At 63.6% G+C, this 22,983-nt stretch carries 16 protein-coding genes; 8 read left to right on the top strand and 8 right to left on the bottom strand.

Annotated features, from left to right (window positions below):
* Positions 1 to 13: 13 nt before the first annotated feature.
* Positions 14 to 1,810, bottom strand: a complete 1,797-nt coding sequence (locus NKH23_RS17845) for an acyl-CoA dehydrogenase (RefSeq protein ID WP_352715717.1) — start codon at positions 1,808 to 1,810, stop codon at positions 14 to 16.
* Between the two features lie 271 nt (positions 1,811 to 2,081).
* Positions 2,082 to 2,543, bottom strand: a complete 462-nt coding sequence (locus NKH23_RS17840; protein WP_023719513.1) for a MerR family transcriptional regulator — start codon at positions 2,541 to 2,543, stop codon at positions 2,082 to 2,084.
* Positions 2,544 to 3,092: 549 nt separating this feature from the next.
* On the opposite strand from NKH23_RS17840, the gene NKH23_RS17835 reads away from it, so the two are divergent.
* From NKH23_RS17835 to NKH23_RS17820, 4 genes are all read left to right on the top strand, one after another.
* Positions 3,093 to 6,953 (top strand): peptidoglycan-binding protein, encoded by a 3,861-nt coding sequence (locus tag NKH23_RS17835; protein WP_353035112.1) that lies wholly within the window; start codon positions 3,093 to 3,095, stop codon positions 6,951 to 6,953.
* 191 nt (positions 6,954 to 7,144) lie between these two features.
* The gene (locus NKH23_RS17830) at positions 7,145 to 8,068 is read left to right on the top strand and encodes a sulfite exporter TauE/SafE family protein (protein WP_352715723.1); all 924 of its coding nucleotides are present in this window, start codon (positions 7,145 to 7,147) and stop codon (positions 8,066 to 8,068) included.
* Positions 8,068 to 8,859: a TIGR02186 family protein gene (locus NKH23_RS17825; RefSeq protein ID WP_352715726.1), complete on the top strand. Its 792-nt coding sequence runs from the start codon at positions 8,068 to 8,070 to the stop codon at positions 8,857 to 8,859. Before NKH23_RS17830 ends, NKH23_RS17825 begins: the two co-directional genes overlap by 1 nt.
* Positions 8,860 to 8,967: 108 nt before the next feature.
* Positions 8,968 to 10,224, top strand: coding sequence for an Hsp70 family protein (locus NKH23_RS17820; protein WP_352715728.1), 1,257 nt, complete (start codon positions 8,968 to 8,970; stop codon positions 10,222 to 10,224).
* Between the two features lie 5 nt (positions 10,225 to 10,229).
* On the opposite strand, the gene NKH23_RS17815 is transcribed toward NKH23_RS17820, so the two are convergent.
* Entirely contained in the window at positions 10,230 to 11,132 is a 903-nt protein-coding gene (locus tag NKH23_RS17815; protein WP_352715731.1) for a LysR substrate-binding domain-containing protein, read from the bottom strand.
* 280 nt (positions 11,133 to 11,412) lie between these two features.
* On the opposite strand from NKH23_RS17815, the gene NKH23_RS17810 reads away from it, so the two are divergent.
* The 3 genes from NKH23_RS17810 to NKH23_RS17800 are packed head-to-tail and all read left to right on the top strand — an operon-like array spanning position 11,413 to position 16,021.
* Positions 11,413 to 14,343 (top strand): molybdopterin oxidoreductase family protein, encoded by a 2,931-nt coding sequence (locus tag NKH23_RS17810; protein WP_352715734.1) that lies wholly within the window; start codon positions 11,413 to 11,415, stop codon positions 14,341 to 14,343.
* Positions 14,340 to 15,074: a 4Fe-4S dicluster domain-containing protein gene (locus NKH23_RS17805; RefSeq protein ID WP_352470094.1), complete on the top strand. Its 735-nt coding sequence runs from the start codon at positions 14,340 to 14,342 to the stop codon at positions 15,072 to 15,074. Before NKH23_RS17810 ends, NKH23_RS17805 begins: the two co-directional genes overlap by 4 nt.
* Positions 15,075 to 15,085: 11 nt before the next feature.
* Positions 15,086 to 16,021 carry a dimethyl sulfoxide reductase anchor subunit family protein gene (locus tag NKH23_RS17800; protein ID WP_352715737.1) on the top strand — a complete coding sequence of 312 codons (936 nt, stop codon included), beginning with the start codon at positions 15,086 to 15,088 and terminating at the stop codon, positions 16,019 to 16,021.
* Between the two features lie 2 nt (positions 16,022 to 16,023).
* On the opposite strand, the gene pdeM is transcribed toward NKH23_RS17800, so the two are convergent.
* The 5 genes from pdeM to NKH23_RS17775 all read right to left on the bottom strand — a co-directional run bounded on the left by pdeM (position 16,024) and on the right by NKH23_RS17775 (position 22,003).
* Positions 16,024 to 16,740 carry a ligase-associated DNA damage response endonuclease PdeM gene (pdeM, locus tag NKH23_RS17795; protein ID WP_352715740.1) on the bottom strand — a complete coding sequence of 239 codons (717 nt, stop codon included), beginning with the start codon at positions 16,738 to 16,740 and terminating at the stop codon, positions 16,024 to 16,026.
* Complete coding sequence (locus tag NKH23_RS17790) at positions 16,737 to 19,259, bottom strand: ligase-associated DNA damage response DEXH box helicase (protein ID WP_352978694.1); 2,523 nt, start codon at positions 19,257 to 19,259, stop codon at positions 16,737 to 16,739. The genes pdeM and NKH23_RS17790 overlap by 4 nt, the downstream gene beginning before the upstream one ends.
* Before the next feature lie 67 nt (positions 19,260 to 19,326).
* A complete protein-coding gene (locus NKH23_RS17785) occupies positions 19,327 to 20,187 on the bottom strand; it encodes a C40 family peptidase (RefSeq protein WP_352715744.1) in 861 nt (286 codons plus the stop codon).
* Between the two features lie 30 nt (positions 20,188 to 20,217).
* A complete protein-coding gene (locus NKH23_RS17780; protein WP_023676939.1) occupies positions 20,218 to 20,568 on the bottom strand; it encodes a MarR family winged helix-turn-helix transcriptional regulator in 351 nt (116 codons plus the stop codon).
* Positions 20,569 to 20,638: 70 nt separating this feature from the next.
* Complete coding sequence (locus NKH23_RS17775; protein WP_353035110.1) at positions 20,639 to 22,003, bottom strand: leucyl aminopeptidase family protein; 1,365 nt, start codon at positions 22,001 to 22,003, stop codon at positions 20,639 to 20,641.
* Positions 22,004 to 22,125: 122 nt separating this feature from the next.
* On the opposite strand from NKH23_RS17775, the gene NKH23_RS17770 reads away from it, so the two are divergent.
* Entirely contained in the window at positions 22,126 to 22,947 is an 822-nt protein-coding gene (locus tag NKH23_RS17770; RefSeq protein WP_352715853.1) for a tetratricopeptide repeat protein, read from the top strand.
* Positions 22,948 to 22,983: the final 36 nt, after the last annotated feature.

Raw genomic sequence — 22,983 nt, 5'->3', positions numbered from 1 at the left:
GGGAACGCCGAACCTAGAACGCTTCCGCCGGCAGTGCCATCAATGTGTCGGCACCGCTGGAGATGCGGGCAAGATGCGCCGACGTCTCCGGCATGATCCGCTCTATGAAGAAGCGCGCCGTCACCAGCTTGTTGTCGTAGAAAGACGAAGCGCCGTCGGCGCCATTCGTCAATTTCGCTGCGGCCACCTTGGCCATCTGGGCCCACATATAGCCCAGCGCCACCAGGCCGAAGAGATGCATGTAGTCGGTCGAGGCGGCACCGGCATTGTCGGGCTTGGCCATGCCGTTCTGCACCAGCCACATCGTCGCCGCCTGCAGATCGTTGAGGCCCTTCTTCAGCGCCTTGGTGAAGGGCGCAATCTTTTCGTCGGTGCGGTTTTCCTCGCAGAACTCGCCGACTTCCTTAAAGAAAGCCTGGATCGCGCGACCGCCATTCAAGGCCAACTTGCGGCCGACGAGGTCGAGCGCCTGGATGCCGTTGGCACCCTCATAGATCATGGCGATGCGAGCATCGCGGACGAACTGGCTCATGCCGTGCTCTTCTATATAGCCGTGGCCGCCGAACACCTGCTGCGCCATTACCGCATGATCGAAACCCTTGTCGGTGAGCACGCCCTTGACCACCGGCGTCATCAGGCCGGTGTAGTCGTCGGCCGCCTGGCGATCCTTGTCGTCACTGGAGCGGTGAGCGATGTCGGACTTGATCGCCGTCCACAGCGCCAGCGCGCGGCCGGCCTCGTTGAAAGCCTTCATGGTCATCAGGCTGCGGCGGATGTCCGGATGGACGATGATCGGATCGGCCTTCCTGTCCGGCGCCATCGGCCCTGACAGCGAGCGGCCCTGCAGACGATCCTTGGCGTAGGAAACCGCATTCTGGTAGGCAACCTCCGACAGTGAGAGCCCCTGCAGGCCGACGCCAAGCCGCGCCTCATTCATCATGGTGAACATTGCTTTCAGGCCGCCATTGGCCTCGCCGAGCAGCGTGCCTTCAGCGTCGTCGTAATTCATGACGCAGGTCGAATTGCCATGGATACCCATCTTCTCCTCGATCGAGCCACAGGAGACGGTGTTCTTCTCGCCCGGATTGCCTGAGGCATCGAGCTTGAGCTTCGGCACGATGAACAGCGAGATGCCCTTCACGCCATCCGGCGCGCCCTCGATACGGGCCAGCACGAGGTGGACGATATTGTCCGACATGTCATGCTCGCCGGCCGAGATGAATATCTTCTGGCCGGAGATCCTGTAGGTGCCGTCGCCATTTGGGACGGCCTTGGTGCGCAGCAGGCCAAGATCGGTTCCGCAGTGCGGCTCGGTCAGGTTCATGGTGCCGGTCCAGGCGCCCTCGACCAGCTTCGGCAACCATGTTGCCTTCTGCTCTTTGGTGCCATGGGTGATGATCGCAGCGATCGCGCCCTGCGTCAGGCCGGCATACATCATCAGCGACATATTGGCCGACACCATATATTCGGCAACCGCAGTGTGCACCGCGTAGGGCAAGCCTTGCCCGCCAAACTCGACAGGTGCCGCGAGCCCCATCCAGCCGCCCTCGCGATACTGGTCGAAGGCTTCCTTGAAGCCTTTCGGCGTCGTTACCGAACCGTCGTCATTGTGCACGCAGCCTTCCACGTCGCCGACACGGTTCAGCGGCTGCATCACGTTTTCGGCGAGCTTCGCGCCCTCGGCAAGGATGGCCTCGAGCACATCCGACGTCGCGTCGGAAAATCCGGGAAGATTGGAATAACGCTGATATCCCAGCACTTCGTTCAGCACGAACAGCGTGTCCCGGACCGGCGCTCTGTAGATCGGCATGCGTTTCCTCCACCATGCGGTCTTGGCCCCGAAATCAGCCCCAGCATATGAGGATGGCAGGCGGACCAACGTTACGGTCGAGATAACAAATATTGACGTTTGCGTAAACGTCAATTCTGCGGTGCGGCAAATTTTCTGCCGCGCGCCAAGACGGCAAACGACGAAAGACGGCAAACGACGAAAGACGGCAAACGACGAAAGACGGCAAACGACGAAGAACCGCGCAGCGAAAGCCACGCGGTTCTCATTCGTCGGAAATCGACAGGTTAGTTTAGCTCGCCACGCTGGCCTGCGGCGCCGAGCGCTCGATCAGCATTTGCCGGACGGTCGACATCGAAGCACTCAGTTCGCTGATGGCGTCGTCGATCAGCGCCCGCTGCTTCTGCAGACGGGCAAGCTGCTTCTCCGACTTGTCGAGCGCCAGCCGCAACTGCTTGGTGTTGGAGCCGTTCGGATCGTAGAGGTCCATCATCTGCTTGACGTCGCGCAGCGAGAACCCGACCTTGCGGCCAAGCAGGATCAGCTTCAGCCGGGCCCTGTCGCGGCGCGTATAGAGACGGGTCGATCCGTCACGCTGCGGGTTGAGTAGACCCTTGTCCTCATAGAAACGCAGCGTACGCAGCGTCACTCCGTATTTCTTGGCCATTTCGCCGATGCGGACAAGCTCTTCACCGGCTTCGCTCGACATATCGTTGGTGTTGGCCGCGGCTTGGCCGGGCGAAATAAGTTTCATGGTCACTGGCTTCCCCGTCTGGCGGCGTCGCGGTCGCGGACCTTGCGTCGCCTGAGTGAAAGCGGGGGCGTGCTTCCACTCGTGGTTTCAACAAACAAATCGCAAACGGCGTAATGCGCTCATTTACGTTTACGTCAATTCTATATCGATAGCCGCCTCACCACGCAAGAGCGTTCTGGGCTTGGAACTTTATGCCGCAGCGCCGGCGGATAACCCAAAGGCCGCGGCCGATTTCGGAGGCGATCATGCGGCAGATCAAAATTCTACAGCGTCCTTTGTACGTCCAAAAAGACAGGCGGCGCGGTCGGCGACCAGTCGACAAAGTTGCAACTTCTTAAGCTTGGTTAACGCGTTGTTTACCACGTTGGGGCGAAATGTGCGCATGTCGGTTACCCGTGTCTATCCTGTATTGAATTTTTCACGGTTTTTCGGAGCGCGGATGAGACCCGGGAAGCTCGTCTTCCACTGCAACAAGCCAAGCAGTCGCCTTCGTCCCGGCAGGACTTTGGGAACCTGGTGAAAGCCAGCAATTCTGAAACGGGCGCATTGATGAACAGCAAGCGGTCCTACCTCGATACACTCAACGCCGGCAGGCAACGCCGGCCGCACACGACGCTTGAAGAGCTCAACCGCTCCCTGGAAACGCTGGAGCAGCGACTAGAGCGGACGCGCGAGGAGACGGCAAGCCACCCCGATCCGCGCCGATCAGCGGCAGAACCGCGCTATTCCAGCGCCCAACCCTATGGCCAGCAGCGCCGGTATGAGGATCCACGCGCGCAGCGGCCGAAAGGTCCAGCAGCGGCTTTCGACCAGAATTACCAGGCGATCGCCCGCGATATCGACCGGGTGCGCGGTCAGGAGGACGGCGTCGCCCTAGCCGGCAAGATCGCCGGGGAATTGCGCGGCCTGCGCGAAGAGCTGCGCCAGCAGATGACCTCCGGCCTGCAACGCGAGTTCGATGTACTGCGCAAGAATATTGAGCGAGCCTTCCAGTCAAATGGTGGCGGCAAGGGCAGCGCCGAACTCGGCGTCGAGTTCGAGCGCCTTTCCGGCGCCATCCAGACACTGGCCGAAAAAAGCGACGACAGAAGCGTCAATATGCTGCGGCTCGAGCTTGAGCAGGTCAAGGCCGCGCTCGATACGCTGGCGCGCGAGGAGAGCGTGCAGGCGGTCGGACGCCGCTGGGACGATTTCGACCGCCGCTGGAACGCCTTCGAGGACCGCGTCGAGGCCGATCAGCGCAAGCGTTCCGATGCACCCGGCCTGTCGGCGCTGACGGAGCGGCTCGAACAGATCAGCAATGCCGTCAGCAATCTGCCGGAATCGCTGTCGCTGCGCTCGCTCGAGGAAAAGGTCCGCACGCTTGCCGGAGCGGTCGACCATTTCGCCCGCCAGCAGGACAATCGCGGCGGCGACACATTCAGTCAGATCGACGAGCGGCTCGACGAGATTTCCCGCGCGATCGTCGCCTCGACGGTTGCCGCGCAAGCCAATTCGTTCGACCCCGAGCCCTTCGAACGCATCGAGAAGCGGATCGATTCACTGGCCCAGCAAATCGAAGAAGTGTCGCAGGATCGTCCGGGTCGGGAGGTCATCGACCGTCTCAACACATTGTCGAGCCGTGTGGATGAGCTGGCCGGCCGAGCCAATCTGCCGGAACAGGCGATGGAGCGGCTTGCCAGGCAAGTCGCGCTTATTGCCGACAAGATCGACCATGCACCTGCCATGCCCGACGCGGACTACATCTTCCAGGGGCTCGAGCAGCGCTTCGACGTGCTGTCCAGCATGATGGAACGTCGCCAGGGCGACGCCATCGAACAAGGCAACATGCTGTTTCGCGACCTTGAGCGCCGGTTGGACGAGGTCGCCGACAGGCTCGACCAGCGCATGCCGCAGGTCGACAGCGCCGGCATCATGGATGCCATCGACGCCCGCTTCACCGCGCTGGCCAAGCGGATGGAGACGCGCGTTCCGGATCCTGCCAACGAGGCGGCGATCCGTGGCCTGGAGAGCCGGCTCGAAGACATCTCAAGCCGGCTGGATTCGTCCGCGGCACAGGTCGCCAGCATCGACCCGGCGTTGATCCGCAGCCTTGAAGCGCAGGTCGCCGGCCTGACGGCGCATCTTTCCAAGCCCGGCACGCCGCTGCCGGAATTCGACGACATCAGCCCGCGCCTCAACGAAATCGAGAAGTCGCTGGCCGGAACCCGCGATTCCATCCTCGGCGCGGCGCGCGAGGCGGCTGAGAGCGCCGTCCGCTCGCTGGCCGGATCAAGCGCGAACACGGCGGCCGTTACCGGCCTCGCCCAGGACCTGAAGACGCTTGAGGCACTGACGCGCCGTTCGGACGAGCGCAATTCGAGGACGTTCGAGGCTATCCACGATACGCTGCTCAAGATCGTTGACAGGCTTGGTTCACTGGAGACCGGCGAACCGGCAAGCGCGGAGTTGAGCAAGCGCTTCGGCCGGGCATCCAAGATCTCGGTGCAGGACGCACCGTCGATGGACCTCGACCAGCCGCTGCCGTTGACGGGCAGCATGGCCGATCTCGACGGCCGCGCCGCGGCGCTCGTGCGCGACGAACCAGGTCCGCGTACGCCGGCTGAGGCCGCCGCCGCAGCCGCCCTGGCGGCTCTCGGTTCAGACACGACGCGTGAAAAAACCGAGCAAGGCGGCGGCAGGAAATCGATGTTAGGCGGGCTGGCGCGCGCCTTGAAGGGCAAGAAGGACGCCGAGATGCCGCCGCTTGCAGGCTCGGCGCCGAGCGCCGAGATACCGAGCGTCGATCTCGACGAGCCCCTCGACCCCAAGCTCGCCAACCGGCCACTGGAACCCGGCTCCGGCGCACCCGACCTCAGCGCCATCATGAAGCGCGTGCGCGACGAGCGCGGGCAGCCGTCCCGGGAAGGCGGCGCTGAGGCGGCGAAATCGGACTTCATCGCGGCAGCCAGACGGGCTGCGCAAGCGGCGGCCGCCGAGGCGGACGCCCTCAAGCGCCAGTCGACGATGAAAGGCCCGGTCAAGGCACTCAGGATCGGCGACCTGCTCAAGGCGCGGCGCAAGCCGATCCTGATGGGGGCAATCGCCATCATGCTGGCGCTTGCCGGCCTGCAACTGGGCAAAGCCTTCTTCTCCGACCCGGTCGAAGTCGCCAACAATGAGGCGGCACCGGCCGTGGCCGTACAGCCGGTGGAAACTGCATTGGCCAGCGTTGCCAGCGAGCCGAAGGCGGACGCGCAGACGACAGCACAGGAGAGCGCGCCGTCGCCCACCGTCAGGCAGGCAGAACCATCCGCATCGATGACCAAGGACGACACGGCGGCGCAAACTGGCCCCGCCACAGCGGCAACCGAGGCATCGACGGCGCCCTCGGCTGCCGCGGCATCCGCTGACCTAGCGGCGCCAGACACCACGGCCGCAGTGCCCGCGCCTGCAGCGGCGACGGTCAGCTACGCCGAGCCAATGGCTGCCGCGCCTGTTATCACCACCGCTGCGACGCAGGACACGACGGGCACGGTGCCGCCAGCGGATGCTGCCGCGGCAGCAGGCGCCGAGATCGACGTTCCGGCCGATGCCGGTCCGGTCGCCCTGCGCGATGCAGCGGCCGGCGGCGACGCCAAGGCGCTGTTCGAGATCGGCTCGCGCTACGCCGAGTCGCGCGGTGTCAAGGAAGACATGGCGGCGGCGGCCAAATGGTATGAGAAAGCTGCCGACCTCGGTTTCGCACCGGCAGAATACCGCATCGGCAATTTCTACGAGAAGGGCATCGGCGTCGCACGCGACATCAAGAAAGCGAAGACCTGGTACCAGCTTGCCGCAGAGCAGGGCAATGCCAGCGCCATGCACAATCTGGCCGTGCTGTTTGCGATGGCGGCGGATGGCGTGACCGACAATGAATCGGCAGCGCGCTGGTTCCAGGCGGCGGCGGATCTCGGTGTCAAGGACAGCCAGTTCAATCTCGGCATCCTCGCGGCGAAGGGCGTCGGCATGAAGCAGAACCTCGAGGAGAGCTACAAATGGTTCGCGCTCGTCGCCAAGACCGGCGACAAGGATGCGGCGGCCAAGCGCGACGAGATCGCCAAGGCGCTGAGGCCCGAGCAGCTGGAGCGTGCGCGGGCCGCGGCTGAACTGTGGAAGGCCAAGCCGCTCGATCCAGCCGCCAATTCGGCCGACATTCCTGAATCGTGGCAGGATGGCACACCGCAGACGACGGCCGGCATCGACATGAAGAAAGCGGTCCAGAACATCCAGCGCATTCTCAACAAGAACGGCTACGAAGCCGGCAATCCCGACGGCATGATGGGCCAGAAAACCAAGAACGCGATCATGGCCTTCCAGGCCGACAACGACATGAAGGCAACCGGCGCGATCGACGAAAAACTGGTCAAGGCGCTGCTCGCGCGCAAATAACGGCGGATGCGTCGTTTCCGCGACGTCCCTGCCACAGATTTGCCTGTTAACTGATTGAGTTGTTTTTTGTTTCGGCAGCGCGACGAAGTTTGACTTCACCGCCCGGCCGGCGCAAGAACGAGATAACCTTCTGACGCAAAATGCCCGCAACGGTTGCATTCGCCAGGAGGCAAACTGATCGAGACTGACGGGTGGGCATCTATCTCCCGATCGCGGAAATTTCCGTCAACGTCTTCGTGCTGCTGGCAATGGGCGCAGCGGTGGGTTTCCTGTCGGGCATGTTCGGCGTGGGCGGCGGCTTTCTCATCACGCCGCTGCTGATCTTCTACAACATACCGCCGGCAATCGCGGTCGCCACCGGCGCCAACCAGGTCATCGCTTCCTCCTTTTCCGGCGCCCTGTCGCACATGAAGCGCGGCACGCTCGACTTCAAGCTCGGCGGCGTGCTTTTGGCCGGCGGCATCGTCGGTTCGACCGGCGGCATCTATGTCTTTGCACTCCTGCGCCGGCTCGGCCAGCTCGACCTGTTCATATCGCTGCTCTACGTCGTGCTGCTCGGCACTGTCGGCGGGCTGATGCTGGTCGAGAGTGTCAATGCACTGCGCGCCACCCGCAGCGGCGCCGCACCGGTGTTGAAGAAATCCGGCCAGCACAACTGGATCCACCGCCTGCCGCTGAAGATGCGGTTCAGGGCCTCGAAGCTCTTTGTCAGCGTTATTCCGGTGCTTGGGCTGGGCGCGGCGATTGGCTTCCTGTCGTCGATCATGGGAGTCGGCGGCGGCTTCATCATGGTGCCCGCCCTGATCTACCTTTTGAAAGTGCCGACCAACGTCGTCATCGGCACCTCGCTGTTCCAGATCATCTTCACCTCGGCCTACACCACGCTGGTCCACGCCACCACCAACCAGACGGTCGACGTCATGCTCGCCTTCCTGTTGATGGCAGGCGGCGTCGCCGGCGCACAATATGGCGCCAAGGCCGGTCAGAGGCTGCGGGGCGAACAACTCAGGGCACTGCTGGCGCTGCTTGTGCTGGCGGTCGCCATCCGGCTCGCCATCGATCTTTTCGTCACGCCTCCCAATCTCTATTCGCTGTCCGGCGTGGGCCTGAGCTGATGGCTGGCTTGAGGACGCTCGCGGCCGCCGCCTTGCTGTCGCTGCTGGCCGCGGCGTCACCGGCGAAGGCACAGACGCCACTAACCGAAAACATCCAGATCGGCCTTTCCACCGACAATGTCTCGATTACCGCCGGCTTTTCCGGCGCCGACCTGACCATCTTCGGATCGCTGGAAAATGCCGATCCGCTTGTCGCACGGCAAGGGCGCTACGACGTGATCGTTGTGCTGGAAGGCCCGGCCCGACCGGTCGTCGTGCGCCGCAAGGACCGGGTGCTCGGCGTCTGGGTCAATCTGGAGTCGGAGACCTTCGAAAACGTACCTGTCTCCTATTCGGTGGCGACGACGCGGCCGCTGCAGGACGTCACCGATCCGAACAGCTACAGGCAGCTGTCGCTTGGCGCCTCCAACCTCTATTTGCAGCCGGCCGACGCCGAGGACAGCCCGGCGACAATCGAGGAGTTCACCGCCGCGCTGCGCGAGCGCAAGGCGGCAACAGGCCTCTACAGCGAGAATGTCGGCGGTGTGCAGTTCCTGTCGCAGAACCTGTTCCGCGCCACCGTCAGGCTCGCTCCCAACGTTCCGGTCGGCACCCACAAGGCCCGCGCCTTCCTGTTCAAGAGCGGCCTGTTCATCAAGGAAAGCTCCGCCCAGCTCGAAATCCGCAAGTCCGGTTTCGAACAGTCGATCTTCCGCGTCGCGCACGACTACTCCTTCCTCTACGGTGTCTTTGCCGTATCGCTGGCCATGCTGACAGGCTGGCTCGGAAGACTGGTCTTCAGGAAAGACTGAACTCTCGTAAAAGTGGTTTCCCTTTCCGAGGGTATGGGCTAGACCGCGACCCCCGGCCCGACCGGACACGAGCTGCTGCTCCCCAAATCAGAAATACAGGAACGCACGATGCGACCAGCATTTGCCGGGATCGACTTCGGCACTTCAAATTCCACCGTGAGCGTGGTCAGGAACGGGCAGCCGCGGCTGGTGCCGTTGGAAGACGGCCAGGTCACGCTGCCCAGTGCGGTGTTTTTCAATTTCGAGGACAACCGCACCTATTTCGGGCGACGCGCCATCGCCAACTATACGGACAGTATCGAAGGCCGCCTGATGCGCTCGCTGAAGAGCGTGCTCGGCAGCTCGCTCGCTCATGAAAAGACGCGCATCAAGGCGCGCTCGATCGGCTTCATGGAAATTGTCGGCCTATTTGTCGGCCACCTGAAAAAGAAGCTCGAAGAAAACGCCCTCGACACCGTCGAAAGCGTCGTGCTCGGACGGCCGGTACAGTTCGTAGACGACGACGCCGGGGCCGACGCCGGGGCCGAGCACGAACTCGAAAATGCCGCTCGCGCCCAAGGCTTTAAGCATATCGCCTTCCAATTCGAGCCGATCGCGGCGGCACTCGATTACGAGCAGAAAGTGACGCGCGAGGAACTGGCGCTGATCGTCGACATGGGCGGCGGCACGTCCGATTTCTCTATCGTGCGGGTCTCGCCCGAGCGCGCCCGCTCGCTCGACCGCAAGGACGATATCCTGGCCAGCCGCGGCATCCACATCGGCGGCACCGACTTCGACCGGCTGCTGAGCATCGCCCATGTAATGCCGCAGCTCGGCTATCTGACGTCAACCAAGGACGGCAAGCGCAATCTGCCGGCGAGCTACTTCATCGACCTGGCTACATGGCAGCGCATCAACCTGGTCTACACCGCAAGGGCGATGACGCATCTGCGCCAGATCCGCTACGAGGCGGAGCGCGCAGACCTGGTCGAACGCTTCATCCACATCGTCGAGCATCGTTACGGCCACGCTCTGGCGGCGCTGGTCGAAAGGGCCAAGATCGAGCTGACGCACCGATCGTCGGCCGGTATCGAGGTCGCGCTACCGGAGGTGAGGTTCACGGCAGAGATCACGCGCGAAGGTCTCGAAGCCACTATCGCTCGGGATATTGAGCGCGTTGCAGGTACCGTCGAGCAGACCGTCCGCGACGCGCAGGTGAAGCCCTCCGATATCACGGCGGTGTTCCTGACCGGCGGATCGACCGCGATCCCGCTGGCCAGGCAGCAGATCCTGGCTCTGGTGCCGCAGGCGTCGGTAATCGAAGGCGACGTGTTCGGCTCGGTCGGGCTTGGGCTGGCGCTCGACGCGCAGCGGAAGTTCGGCTGATCGGCTTAAAGCGGCGTGGCTCTCTCAGCTTTGCCGCCGAGATGCGCCTTGAGCGCCATCTGGGCCAGGCTTGGCTGCCGGTCGCGATGCGTGATCATGGCAAATTCGCGCTTCGGCAGATCGATCGGCACGGAACGCAGGCTGCCTTCGGCGACCGCGCGCGCGACGACGAGTTCCGAAATGATGGTGGCGCCGGCGCCGGCCTCGACTGCCTGGCGAATAGCCTCATTGCTCGGCAACACCAGGAATATCTGCAGGTCCGCAAACGAAATCCCGTCGCGTCGGGCAAGGTCCTCCAGCGCCTCGCGCGTGCCCGACCCGCCTTCGCGAATGATCCAGCGAAGCCCCCCAAGGTCCGGATGCCCAGGCGAAACTTCGGCGATCTCGGAATGCGAGCGCGCCACGACCAGTATCATGCGATCGATATCGACCTTGGCACGCCGCAATATGTCGGATTCGGTGCGCCCCTCGACCAGGCCAAAATCCGCTGCGCCATCAAGCACATTGGTCTCGACCTGCCTGGTGTTGCCAATGCTCACGCTCAGCCTGACGGCAGGATAGGCTTCGTGGAAAGAGGCGAGCCGGCGCGGCAGCCAATAGCTGGCGATGGTCTGGCTGGCAGCGATCGAGAGACTGCCTGATATCGTCTGCGAGACATGCTCCAGCACGTTGTGGGCGGCCGCCGCCCGCTCGAGAACCGCCTTGGCCTCCGGCAGGAACCGGCGCCCGGTCTCGGCGAGCTCTATGTTGCGGCCAACGCGATTGAACAACTGGACGCCATGCTGCTGCTCGAGCGAGCGGATCGCGGCGGATGCCGCCGACTGTGAGATGCCCACCAACTCGGCCGCTTTGGTCATGTGCGCCCGTTCGGCGACGGCGACGAAGATCCGCAATTGGTCCAGAGTCATGCCGGCATTAAGAAGCAAATCCGATTGGAATTACAAGAGCAAGTTGTTAGACAGATTGATTGCTTTGTTCTAGATTTTGGCCCGAAATTGGAAAAAAGTCGCGCCAGAACAGTCGAGGCTAGAAATTGGTGAGGCTGTTCAAATCCGTGTTTGCGCACTGGACCCGCAGCCTGCCATGGCGGCTCGTCGGTGAACGCTATCGGCCGGAACAGCATTACATGCGCGGCCCAGGCCCGAAGACGAGAGCCAAGGCCGCGGAACGCAAAAACATCGCCGGATCATGACCAACGAACCGCTGCGCGGCGCCAACTCAGCACCATCCCAACGGCCGCTTGCCGATACGCGCGCGCCCGCTGAAGGCGACGGCGTCGATACTTCGCCCGATGTCTCCGACAGCGTCGCCAAGACCACTTGCTATATGTGCGCCTGCCGCTGCGGCATCGACGTCCATATCAAGGACGGCAAGGTCCGCTACATCAACGGCAACAAGGACCACCCGGTCAACCGCGGCGTGCTGTGCGGCAAGGGCAGCGCCGGCATCATGCAGCATTACAGCCCGGCCCGGCTGAAGAAGCCGCTGCTACGCACCGGCCCGCGCGGCTCGGGTGAGTTCCGCGAGATCGAGTGGGAGGAAGCTTTGTCGATCGCGACGAAGCGGCTTTCGAATATCCGCCGAACCGATCCGAAGAAACTCGCCTTCTTCACCGGGCGCGACCAGTCGCAATCGCTGACCGGCTGGTGGGCGAGCCAGTTCGGCACGCCGAACTTTGCCGCCCATGGCGGCTTCTGCTCGGTCAATATGGCGGCCGGCGGCCTCTACACGATTGGCGGCTCGTTTTGGGAGTTCGGCGAACCCGATTGGGACAACACCAAATATTTCATGCTGTTCGGGGTTGCCGAAGACCATGATTCCAATCCGATCAAGATCGGCCTCGGCAAGCTCAAGGCGCGCGGCGCCAAGGTGGTCTCGATCAATCCCTGCCGCACCGGCTATAATGCAATTGCCGACGACTGGATCGGCATCCGGCCTGGCACCGACGGCCTGTTCGTATTTGCCCTCATCCACGAATTGCTGAAGGCAGGGCGCGTCGATCTCGACTACCTCTTGCGCTACACCAACGCCCATCTTCTCGTCATTCAGGAGCCTGGTGCGGCCGACGACGGGCTGTTCATGCGCGATGATGGCGGCAATCCACTGGCTTGGGACAGGGTGGCGAAGATGCCTGTCGATGCCAGCAATGCCGATGCGAAACCGGCATTGACCGGCAGCGTTCTAGTTGACGGCCGCCGCGGCGTGCCGGTCTTCCAACTCGTCGCCGACCGCTATCTGGACGAGAGCTATTCACCCGACGCCGTCGCTGACCGGTGCGGCATCTCCGCCGACACGATCCGACGCATTGCTGCAGAACTCGCTCATGTCGCCTTCGAACAGCAAATCGAATTGCCGGTGGCCTGGACGGACTGGGCCGGCCGCCGGCACGAGACCATCAAGGGCCGGCCGGTGTCGATGCATGCGATGCGCGGCATCTCGGCCCATTCGAACGGTTTTCACTCCTGCCGCGCCATTCATCTGCTTCAGGTGCTTCTCGGCACGGTGGACGTGCCGGGCGGCTTCCGCTTCAAACCGCCTTATCCACGGTGTGCACCGCCGGGTCCGAAGCCAGCCGGCAAGAATGTGAAGCCGATGACGCCGCTGGACGGCATGCCGCTCGGTTTCGTCTGCGGACCGGGGGACCTGCTGATCGATGAAGCCGGCAAGCCCATTCGTATCGACAAGGCCTACTCCTGGGATGCGCCGCTTGCAGCACACGGCCTCATGCACACGGTCATCCGCAACGCCTGGGCCGGCGATCCCTACACGATCGACACGCTATTCATGTACATGTCGAACATGGCCTGGAACTCGTCGATGAACACGGTCGAGACGATGGCGATGCTGACCGACATGGATGCGTCGGGCGAGTACAAGATCCCGTTCATCATCTATTCCGACGCTTATTATTCCGAGACCGTGCCGTTCGCCGATCTGGTGCTGCCGGATACGACCTATCTCGAGCGTCATGACTGTATCAGTCTGCTCGACCGGCCGATCAGCCACGCCGACGGGCCGGGCGACGCCATCCGCCATCCCGTCGTCGAGCCGGACCGCGAGGTCAGGCCGTTCCAGACGGTGCTGATCGAACTCGGCGCGCGGCTCAGCCTGCCCGGCTTCGTCGACGACGATGGTTCCGCCAAATACCGCGACTATGCCGACTACATCGTCAATCACGAGCGCACACCAGGTGTCGGTCCGCTCGCCGGCTGGCGCGGAAAGGACGGGGCCTCGGTTGGCAAGGGCGAGGTCAATCCCGACCAGTTGCAGCGCTACATCGATAATGGCGGCTTCTGGCACCAGGATTTCGCCGTCGATCAGCGCTACTATAAGATGGCCAACCGCTCGTATCTCGAATTCGCCGAGAGCATGGGCTTCATCCCGAAGGCCGAGCCGATCGCCTTCCAACTCTATTCCGAGCCGATGCAGCGCTTTCGCCTTGCGGCGCGCGGCCATGGCGGGGTGCTGCCGCCGAAGGCAGAGTGCAGCCGTATCGAGACCTATATGGATCCGCTGCCGTTCTGGTACGCGCCCTTCGAAGAGGCTGCGGTCGATAGCCAAGTCTATCCGCTCCACGCGCTGACGCAGCGGCCGATGCATATGTACCATTCATGGGGTTCTCAGAACGCGTGGTTGCGGCAGATCACCAGCCAGAACCGGCTGTTCGTGCATCACCGGACCGCAGCCAGCCTCGGGCTTGTCGATGACGACTGGGTGTGGATCGAGAGCATCAACGGCAAGGTAAAAGGACAGATCAAGCTGGTCGACGGCGTCAACGCAGATACGGTGTGGACCTGGAACGCCATCGGCAAACGGCGCGGCAGCTGGGGGCTCAAGGATGACGCGGCCGAATCCAATCGCGGCTTCCTGCTCAACCACATCATCGGCGACCAGACCTCCGCCGATGCCAGCGGCAAACGCTATTCGAATTCCGATCCGGTGACCGGTCAGGCGGCGTGGTTCGACCTGCGCGTGCGCATCGTCAAATGCGCGCCCGAGGAAGCTGGCTTCACCGAACCGCAGTTCGAGCGGTTCCGGCAGCCGCCGGAGTCTGAGCCCTCGCCCGACAAACTGAGTTTCGGCGCCGAGTTCCGCATGAAAAGAGAAGCCGCCGAATGACTTGCCTTCCCGCCCATACCGACAAGAAGCTCGGCCTTGTCATCGATCTCGACACCTGCGTCGGCTGCCAGGCCTGCGTTACCGCCTGCAAAGAATGGAACACCGGCGGCCATATGGCGCCGCTAACCGACATCGACCCCTATGGCGGCAATGTTGACGGTGTCTGGTTCAACCGCGTGCACAGTTATGAGCACATGACCGAGATGGGTGGGCGCACGGTCAATTTCCCACGCTCCTGCCTGCACTGCGAGACACCGGCGTGCGTCACGGTCTGCCCGACCGGCGCCTCCTACAAACGGGCGTCGGATGGCATCGTGCTGGTCGACGAGGACAAGTGCATCGGCTGCAAACTGTGCAGCTGGGCCTGTCCCTACGGTGCGCGCGAATTCGACACCGATGTTGGCGTGATGAAGAAATGCACGTTGTGCGTCGACCGCATCTACAACGACAATCTGGCGGAAGAAGATCGCGTGCCTGCCTGCGTTGCCGCCTGTCCGACCAGCGCGCGGCATTTCGGCGATCTGGGCGATCCGGCATCGGCTATCTCGCAACTGGTGGCCGAGCGCGGCGGTGTCGATCTGATGCCGGAAATGGGCTATAAGCCGACCAACAAATATCTGCCGCCACGTGCCCACACCACCCGCGCCGCATCGGTACCGGCGCCGGCGCTTGAAGCGGTGCGGGCCGAAGGCGGCTTCCTCGGCTGGGTCGACCGCATGCTTTCGAACTGACCCGTGCCTTCATGCATCCAGCATTCTCCGTCGTCTTTTTCACCACCGCCACGGGCGCCGGTTACGGCCTGCTCGCGCTGCTTGGCGTGCTGGCCGGACAGGGCTTTATCCCGCCCGATTTCTGGCTTGGCCTTACCGGCATGGGGCTGGCGCTTGGCCTGATCTCGGCAGGCCTGCTGTCGTCGGCCGGCCATCTCGGTCGGCCCGAACGCGCCTGGCGTGCCTTCTCGCAATGGCGAAGCTCATGGCTGTCGCGCGAAGGCATTGCCTCGGTCGCCACCTTCGTGCCGGCGGGACTGTTCGGTATTGGCTGGGTGGTCCTCGGCCGAACGAGCGGCTGGGTGGCTGTCGCCGGGCTGCTCGCTGCCATCGGCGCGGTCGCCACCGTTTGCACTACCGGCATGATCTACGCGTCGTTGAAGCCGATCGCCCAATGGCACAGCCGCTTCACCCTGCCCGCCTACCTGATCTTCGCGACGATGACCGGCAGTGTGCTGCTTAACGCGTTGCTGCAGGGATTCGGCGTCGGCTCGGCGGCTGTGCTGGCGTGTGCGCTGCTTGCAACGTTTGCCGGCTGGGGCTGGAAGCTGGTGACCTGGCGGTACAACGACCGGCTGGAGATCCCGACCACGGCCAACACGGCAACGGGCTTGGCCGGCGGCACGGTGCGGTCGATCGAGTGGCCGCATACGGAAGAAAACTATCTGCTCAAGGAAATGGGTTTTCGGATCGCGCGCAAGCATAGTGCTAAACTCCGTCAGATCACACAAGCGCTGGCCTTTGCTTTGCCGGCCCTGCTGCTGATTGCCGCGTTCGCCTTGCCGTGGCCCTATGCGGCGGCTTCGTCGATACTCGCCGCAATCGTGCAACTCGCCGGAATGCTGGTCGAGCGCTGGCTGTTCTTCGCCGAGGCGAAACACACGGTCACGTTGTACTACGGCAGGTAGGTTCAGCCCGGCCTGAGCATCGCGTGGGAAATCGCGAAGATGCGTTCCTTGCCAAGCATATAGGCCATCAGCGTTTCGCGCTTGAACAGTCCCAGATAGGCGCGATCGAGCACGTTGAGCGAGCCGGTATAGGCGCCGAAAGCCGGCATGATCATGCGGCCGCCATCGCCGGCAAAGCAACGACGCCGCACCGAACGGCCTTGCTGCACGATGCGGGCGCACGGATGCAGATGGCCTGATATCTCGCCTTCCACTCTCACCGCCGAAGGCTCGTGCCGGAAGAGTAGCGAGCCTATGGCCAGCTCGCGCACGGTCTCGCCGGGCAGGTCGGCCGGTGCTTCAGGATCATGGTTCCCGGCGACCCAGAACCAGTCGCGCCCGACCATCAGCCCTTCCAGCCTTTCGCGAAAGCTCGCGTGCATACGCGCTGCGCCGCCGCCATCATGAAAACTGTCGCCCAGGCTGATGACGATCGCAGGCTGATAATCGGCGATCACCGCCTGCAGCCGGAGCAACGTCGCGCCGGTGTCGTAAGGTGGGACCAGCGTGCCGCGCCTGGCCAGTGAGGAGCCTTTTTCCAGATGCAGATCGGACACGGCCAGAAGCCGGAATTCGGGAAAATAGAGCACGCCGCGACGGTCGCAGATCGCGCGTTCGCCGGCGATACGGACAGCGCCCGCATCCGCTAGAGGCGCAGCCATGGCCAGCGCGACAGTCATTTCGTCCCCATGGCCTCCTCGACCAGCGTGGCTGCATCCATCAGCAGCGTGTCATCGGCCTCGCCGTGCACCGGCATCTTGCCAATCTCGAGCATGATCGGCACGGCGAGCGGCGAGATCTGCTCGAGGTTCTTATGCATGATTCGACCCTGGACGCGCGAGAGCATCTCGGCAAGTCTGCTGACATCCAGCAGACCGGTCGCGGCATCGGCACGCGTCGCCTGCAAAAGGACATGGTCGGGCTCGTGGCTGCGCAGTACGTCGTAGATGAGATCCGTCGACACGGTTACCTGGCGGCCGCTCTTCTCCTGGCCCGGGTGGCGTTTCTCGATCAATCCCGAGATCAGCGCGCAATTGCGAAAGGTGCGCTTCAACAGCCAGCTGCCGGCGAGCCAGGCTTCGAGGTCGTCGCCCAGCATGTCCTGATCGAAGAGCGCAGCCAGCGACGGTTTCTTCGCCCTGAACATGTGGCCCATATCGGCCAGCGACCATATGGCAAGCGCATAGTCGGTGGCGACGAAGCCGAGCGGCTTGGCTCCCGCCCTGTCGAGGCGGCGGGTGAGCAGCATGCCGAGCGTCTGGTGCGCCAGCCTGCCCTCGAACGGATAGGCCACCAGGTAGTAGCGGTTGCCGCGCGGAAAGGTCTCGATCAGCAGATCGTCGCGTTTCGGCAGCACCGACTTGTCGGCCTGGAAACGCAGCCAGTCGGCGACCTGCTCCGGCAGCTTCTTCCAGCGCTGCGGGTCGTCCAGCATGGCGCGGACCTGTTCGGCTAGGTACGTCGAAAGCGGGAATTTGCCACCGCCATAGTAAGGTACCTTGGCGTCGCTGCCGGGTGCGTTCGAGACGAAGCACTCATTCTCGCGGATGCCTTCGAAGCGCAGCACCTTGCCGGCGAACATGAAGGTATCGCCGTGCGTCAGCGTCTCGAGGAAGGCCTCCTCGATCTTGCCCAGAACCCGGCCGCCACGCGAGGCCGCGCCTCTGCTGCCGGCCTGCACGTAGCGGACGTTGAGCGCCGGCACTTCGATGATGGTGCCGACATTGAGCCGGTATTGCTGGGCGACGCGAGGATTTGAGACCCGCCACAGCCCGTCCCTGTTGAGACGAATACGGGCGTAGCGTTCGTAGTTCTTCAGCGCATAGCCGCCGGTGGCGACGAAATCGACGACGCGATCGAATGTCGGCCGATCGAGATCGGCATAGGGTGCAGCCGTCCGCACTTCCTCGAACAGCGCATCGGCATGGAACGGCGCACCGCAGGCACAGCCCAGTACGTGCTGCGCCAACACGTCGAGACCGCCATTGACCAACGGCGGGGTGTCCTGGGCGCCGAGATAATTGGCGTCGAGCGCCGCCCTGCATTCCAGCACCTCGAAGCGGTTGGCCGGGATCAGGATCGCCTTCGACGGCTCGTCCATACGGTGGTTGGCGCGGCCGATGCGCTGTGCCAGCCGGCTGGCACCTTTCGGCGCGCCGACATGGACGACCAGGTCGACGTCGCCCCAGTCGATGCCGAGGTCGAGCGTCGATGTGGCGACGATGGCGCGCAGGGCGTTTTCGCCCATCGCTTTCTCCACGCGCCGGCGCTGGGCGACATCGAGCGAGCCGTGATGCAGCGCGATCGGCAGGGTGTCCTCGTTGACCCGCCACAACTCCTGGAACAGCAGTTCCGCCTGGCTGCGCGTGTTGACGAACAGCAGGGTTGTCTTGTGGCGCTTGATCTCGTCGTAGATCTCCGGCGTTGCGTAGCGGGCCGAATGTCCCGCCCACGGCACGCGCTCCTCCGAATCGAGAATGGAGATCTCGGGCTTGGCGCCGCCAGTGACGACGATCAGTTCGGCCATCGGCCCCGGTGGATTCTGGTTGACCAGCCAGCGCCGCAATTCGTCGGGCTCGGCGACCGTCGCCGACAGGCCTATCGTCTGCAGGGCGGGCACAAACGAGCGCAGCCGGGCCAGCCCGAGCGACAGGAGATGCCCGCGCTTCGAGGTCACCAGCGAATGCAATTCGTCGAGCACGACATAGCGCAGGTCCTCGAAGAAGCGCCTGGCATCGGGCGCGGCAATCAGCAGCGCCAATTGCTCGGGCGTGGTCAGGAGAATGTCGGGCGGCGCCAGCTTCTGCCGCTGGCGCTTGTGTGCGGGCGTGTCGCCAGTGCGCGTCTCGACGGTGACGGGCAGCCCGATTTCTGCGACGGGTTTGCCGAGATTGCGCTCGATGTCGACGGCCAGCGCCTTCAGCGGCGAGATGTAGAGTGTGTGGATGCCTCGATGCGCCTGCCCCGGCCTTCTCCTCGGTCGGCCAGCCAGTTCGGTCAGCGATGGCAAGAACCCGGCCAGCGTCTTGCCGGCGCCGGTCGGCGCGATCAGCAATGCCGACTGGCCGCCCTGGGCTTTGGCCAGCAAATCGATCTGGTGGGCGCGCGGCGACCAGCCCTTTTCCGCAAACCATTTGACAAATGGCTCGGGCAGGACGACGGCGGCATTCTGTTCGGCAAGGCGCGGCTGCTCTGTCACGCGCCAGAGGTAGCGCGGCGACGCGCAATCGCCAAGCAGAATCGGAACAAAAGGTGATCGATTCGCGTTACGGCCGGCGAAACCCGGTCGGGCCGCCATAGAGATAGCCGATACGGGCGATCGCTTCCTTCAACCCCTCACGCGATACCAGCATGGTGTGCCCGTTGGCGTGGATCATCGCCTCTGCGTCGGTCATAACAGCGACGTGACCTTTCCAGAAGACCAGGTCGCCGCGCCGCAACCCGGCAAAATCCGGCCCGGGGTCGAGCGGCTCGCCGATGGTCGCCGCCTGCATGTCGGTGTCGCGCAGCACTTGCCTGCCAGCCATGTGCATCGCAAGCTGCACCAGGCCGGAACAGTCGATGCCGAAGCCCGAGGCGCCGCCCCACAAATAGGGCGTGCCGAGAAAGCTCTCGGCAACAGCAACGTAGTCGGCGGCTGCCTCGGCGACAGGCCTGAGATGACCCGAGATGACCGCCTGGCCGGACGGCAACAGCGCATAATGCGTGCCGCGCGTTTCGGCTGAGCCCGTCACCGTCACCAACGATCCCATCGAGAGCTGTCCGCTCACCGGGAAGCGCAAGTCGGGTCCTGGATAGAGAAAGGTGCGCGGCACCGAAACGACATGGGTCGGCGCATGGTCCCGCGCGCCCAGTGCCGTGTCGGCGACATAGCCGACATAACCGTCGCGTTCGGCCTGGATCCAGGCCCAGCCTTCGGCGTCCTCGAAGACGAGAATATCGTCGCCGAACAGAAGCTGTGTGTTGACGCCGGCATCCGGCCGCGGCGCCTTGCGGATGTCTGCGACGGAAGCGGTGATGCGAGCCGGCCGGCCGGCGACGAAACGGTCGGCGGAAATCTCGCCTCTCAGCCTGGCGTCGGCGAGATCGGAGCGGAAGGCATGGAGGCGGGCATCCCTGGCGGTCAAATCGGCAACTCGTTCAAATGGACAATTTGGTCAAATGGGCAACTCTTGGGCTCTGGCAATGATAACATCGCCAAAGCGCTCGACAAAGAGCGCGCCTTCGACTGTGCGCCTCACCAGCACGTTTCGCTTGTCCAGCTCGTCGCGGTGGCGCGACACCAGTTTCAGCGCCCCCATCGTATCGAGCGCACGGGTGATCACCGGCTTGGTGACGTTGAGGCGGGCAGCGAGCCCGCGCACCGTGTGTGGCGGCGGATCGAGATAGATGGTGAACAGGATCGCCGTCTGGCGCATGGTAAGGTCGGGCGCGTCGTCGCGCACCTCCGACAGCACCACCTGCTGCCACAGTCGCAAGGCCTGGCTTGGACGCATGATAATCGACATCCGGCCAGCATGACGGAAAATTGTTTCGGTTCCGTTTCAGTCAATACTTTCGTCGGCTATGCCCGAGACATCAGCCGAAGCGGTTCGAAATGACCCGCTCCAGCGCCCTGATGCCTTGCGCCTCGCCACCGGCAAGGCCGTGCGGGCGATCGGACGGGTTCCAGGCGAAGATGTCGAAATGCGCCCAGCCGGCGGTCTTTTCCACGAAGCGCTTCAGGAAAAGCGCCGCGGTGATCGAGCCGGCGAAACCGTCCGATGTGACGTTGTTGATGTCGGCCACCTTCGACGCCAGCTTGGCGTCATAGGGCTTCCACAACGGCATGCGCCACAGCGGATCCTCGACCGCAACGGAGGCGTCCGCCAGCTCGGATGCAAGCGCCTCGTCACCGGTATAGAACGGCGGCAAGTCGGGACCGAGCGCAACACGGGCAGCGCCTGTCAGCGTTGCCATATCGACCAGCATCTGCGGCTCCTCGTCATCGGCCAAGGCCAAGGCATCGGCGAGCACCAGCCGTCCTTCGGCGTCGGTGTTGCCGATTTCGACGGTGATGCCCTTGCGGCTCACCAGCACGTCGCCTGGCCGGAAGGCGTTGCCGGCTATCGAATTCTCGACAGCGGGAATGAGCACGCGCAGGCGGACTTTCAGCCCGGCGGCCATAATCATGGAAGCGAGGCCCAGCACGTTGGCAGCGCCGCCCATGTCCTTCTTCATCAAAAGCATGCCCGAGGACGGCTTGATGTCGAGGCCGCCTGTATCGAAGCAGACGCCCTTGCCCACCAGCGTTATCTTGGGGGCATTGTTCGGCCCCCAAATCATGTCGATCAGGCGAGGCGCGTCGGCAGAAGCCCGACCGACGGCGTGGATCATCGGAAAGTTGGCGGTAAGAAGATCGTCGCCCTTGGTCACCGATATTTCGGCCTTGTGCGTCGCGGCCAAGGTCCGGGCGGCTTTCTCCAACTGCCCGGGACCCATATCGCTGGTCGGCGTGTTAACCAGATCGCGCGCCAGGAAAATGCCATCGGCGAGGCGGCGGATGCGGGCGACGTCGGTGCCAGCCGGCAGCGCGAGGCGCAGCGTCTTGCCTGGCCTCTTGCCGTAGCGGGTGAAGACATAGCCGCCGAGCGCCACGGCGAGTGCCGTAAGCTCCGGCTTGGCGGGTGCCGACGCAAAATGCCAGTCGCCTTCGGGCAAGGCTCTCGCAAGTGCGCCGATGGCCAGTGCGCCCTCGCCATCACCGGTGCCGAACAGGGCTCCGGCAATCGCGCCGTTGTCGCCAGGCACGATCACCGTCCTGCCGGCCTCGCCGGAAAAGGCGTTGGCCTTGGCCCAGGCGACCGAGGATGGCGCAAGGCCCGCCGCCGCCAGAGCATCCTTCGCTACCAGATGAACCGGCAGCGCATTGCTCAATTCTTTCTCGACGAGTTCGACAGGCATTCGCTGGTCTCCGGGCTTCCGAGTCGGCGTTTCTTAACTCTCCGTTAGGGTTAACAGAATATTTCTGCGGGAGGGAAGATGGCCACGCAAATGGTCACGCGATGAACGGAGCCCTGGTGCCGATGCCGACCAACCGCAGGATGAACGCCAGCGCAAATAGGCTGATCACCACGGCGTTGATGATGGTGCTTGCTGCAGGCGTCGCCGGCTGCGGAACCAGCAAATTGACGACTGGCTCGATTTCTCGTCCAAGCGGCAAGCCGCTGGAAACAATGTCGGCGGGCGAACTGCACAACGCTACGATGGCGCTCGGCCAGTCCTATTCGAAAAACCCCACCGACAAGCGGATCGCGACAAACTATGCCGCGGCGCTGCAGATGGACGGCGACGCAGACCAGTCGCTTGCGGTGATGCGCAAGCTGGCGATCGCCTTGCCGAAGGATCGCGACGTGCTCGCCGCCTATGGCAAGGCGCTTGCCGCCAACGGACAGTTCGAGCCGGCTCTCGATGCCGTGCGCCGCGCGCAGACCCCCGAATATCCTGATTGGAAACTGGTATCGGCGGAAGCTGCCATTCTCGACCAGCTCGGCCAAAAGGATGAGGCGCGCCAAGGCTATCGCAAGGCGCTGGACCTCAGGCCGAACGAACCGACGATCCTTTCCAATCTCGGCATGTCGTACGTGCTGGAAGGCGATTTGCGCACGGCCGAAACCTATATGCGCTCGGCCGCCCAGCAGCCGAATGCCGACAGCCGCGTCCGCCAGAACCTGGCGCTGGTCGTCGGTCTGCAAGGCCGTTTCGACGAGGCCGAGAAGATCGCCTCGCAAGAGCTGTCGCCGGATCAGGCGCAGGCGAACGTCGCTTACCTTCGCCAGATGCTGGCACAGCAGAATGCCTGGAGCCAGCTCAAGGAGCAGGACAAGGCAAAGCCCGCCACCAACTGACTGGCTCGAGCGCCGAACCGGCGCGCGAAATTCCGC

This window comes from Mesorhizobium sp. M1328, assembly GCF_040318075.1.
Lineage (GTDB): Bacteria > Pseudomonadota > Alphaproteobacteria > Rhizobiales > Rhizobiaceae > Mesorhizobium.
Note: the sequence above shows the minus strand (reverse complement) of the source record. Positions and strands in the feature narration are given on the sequence as shown.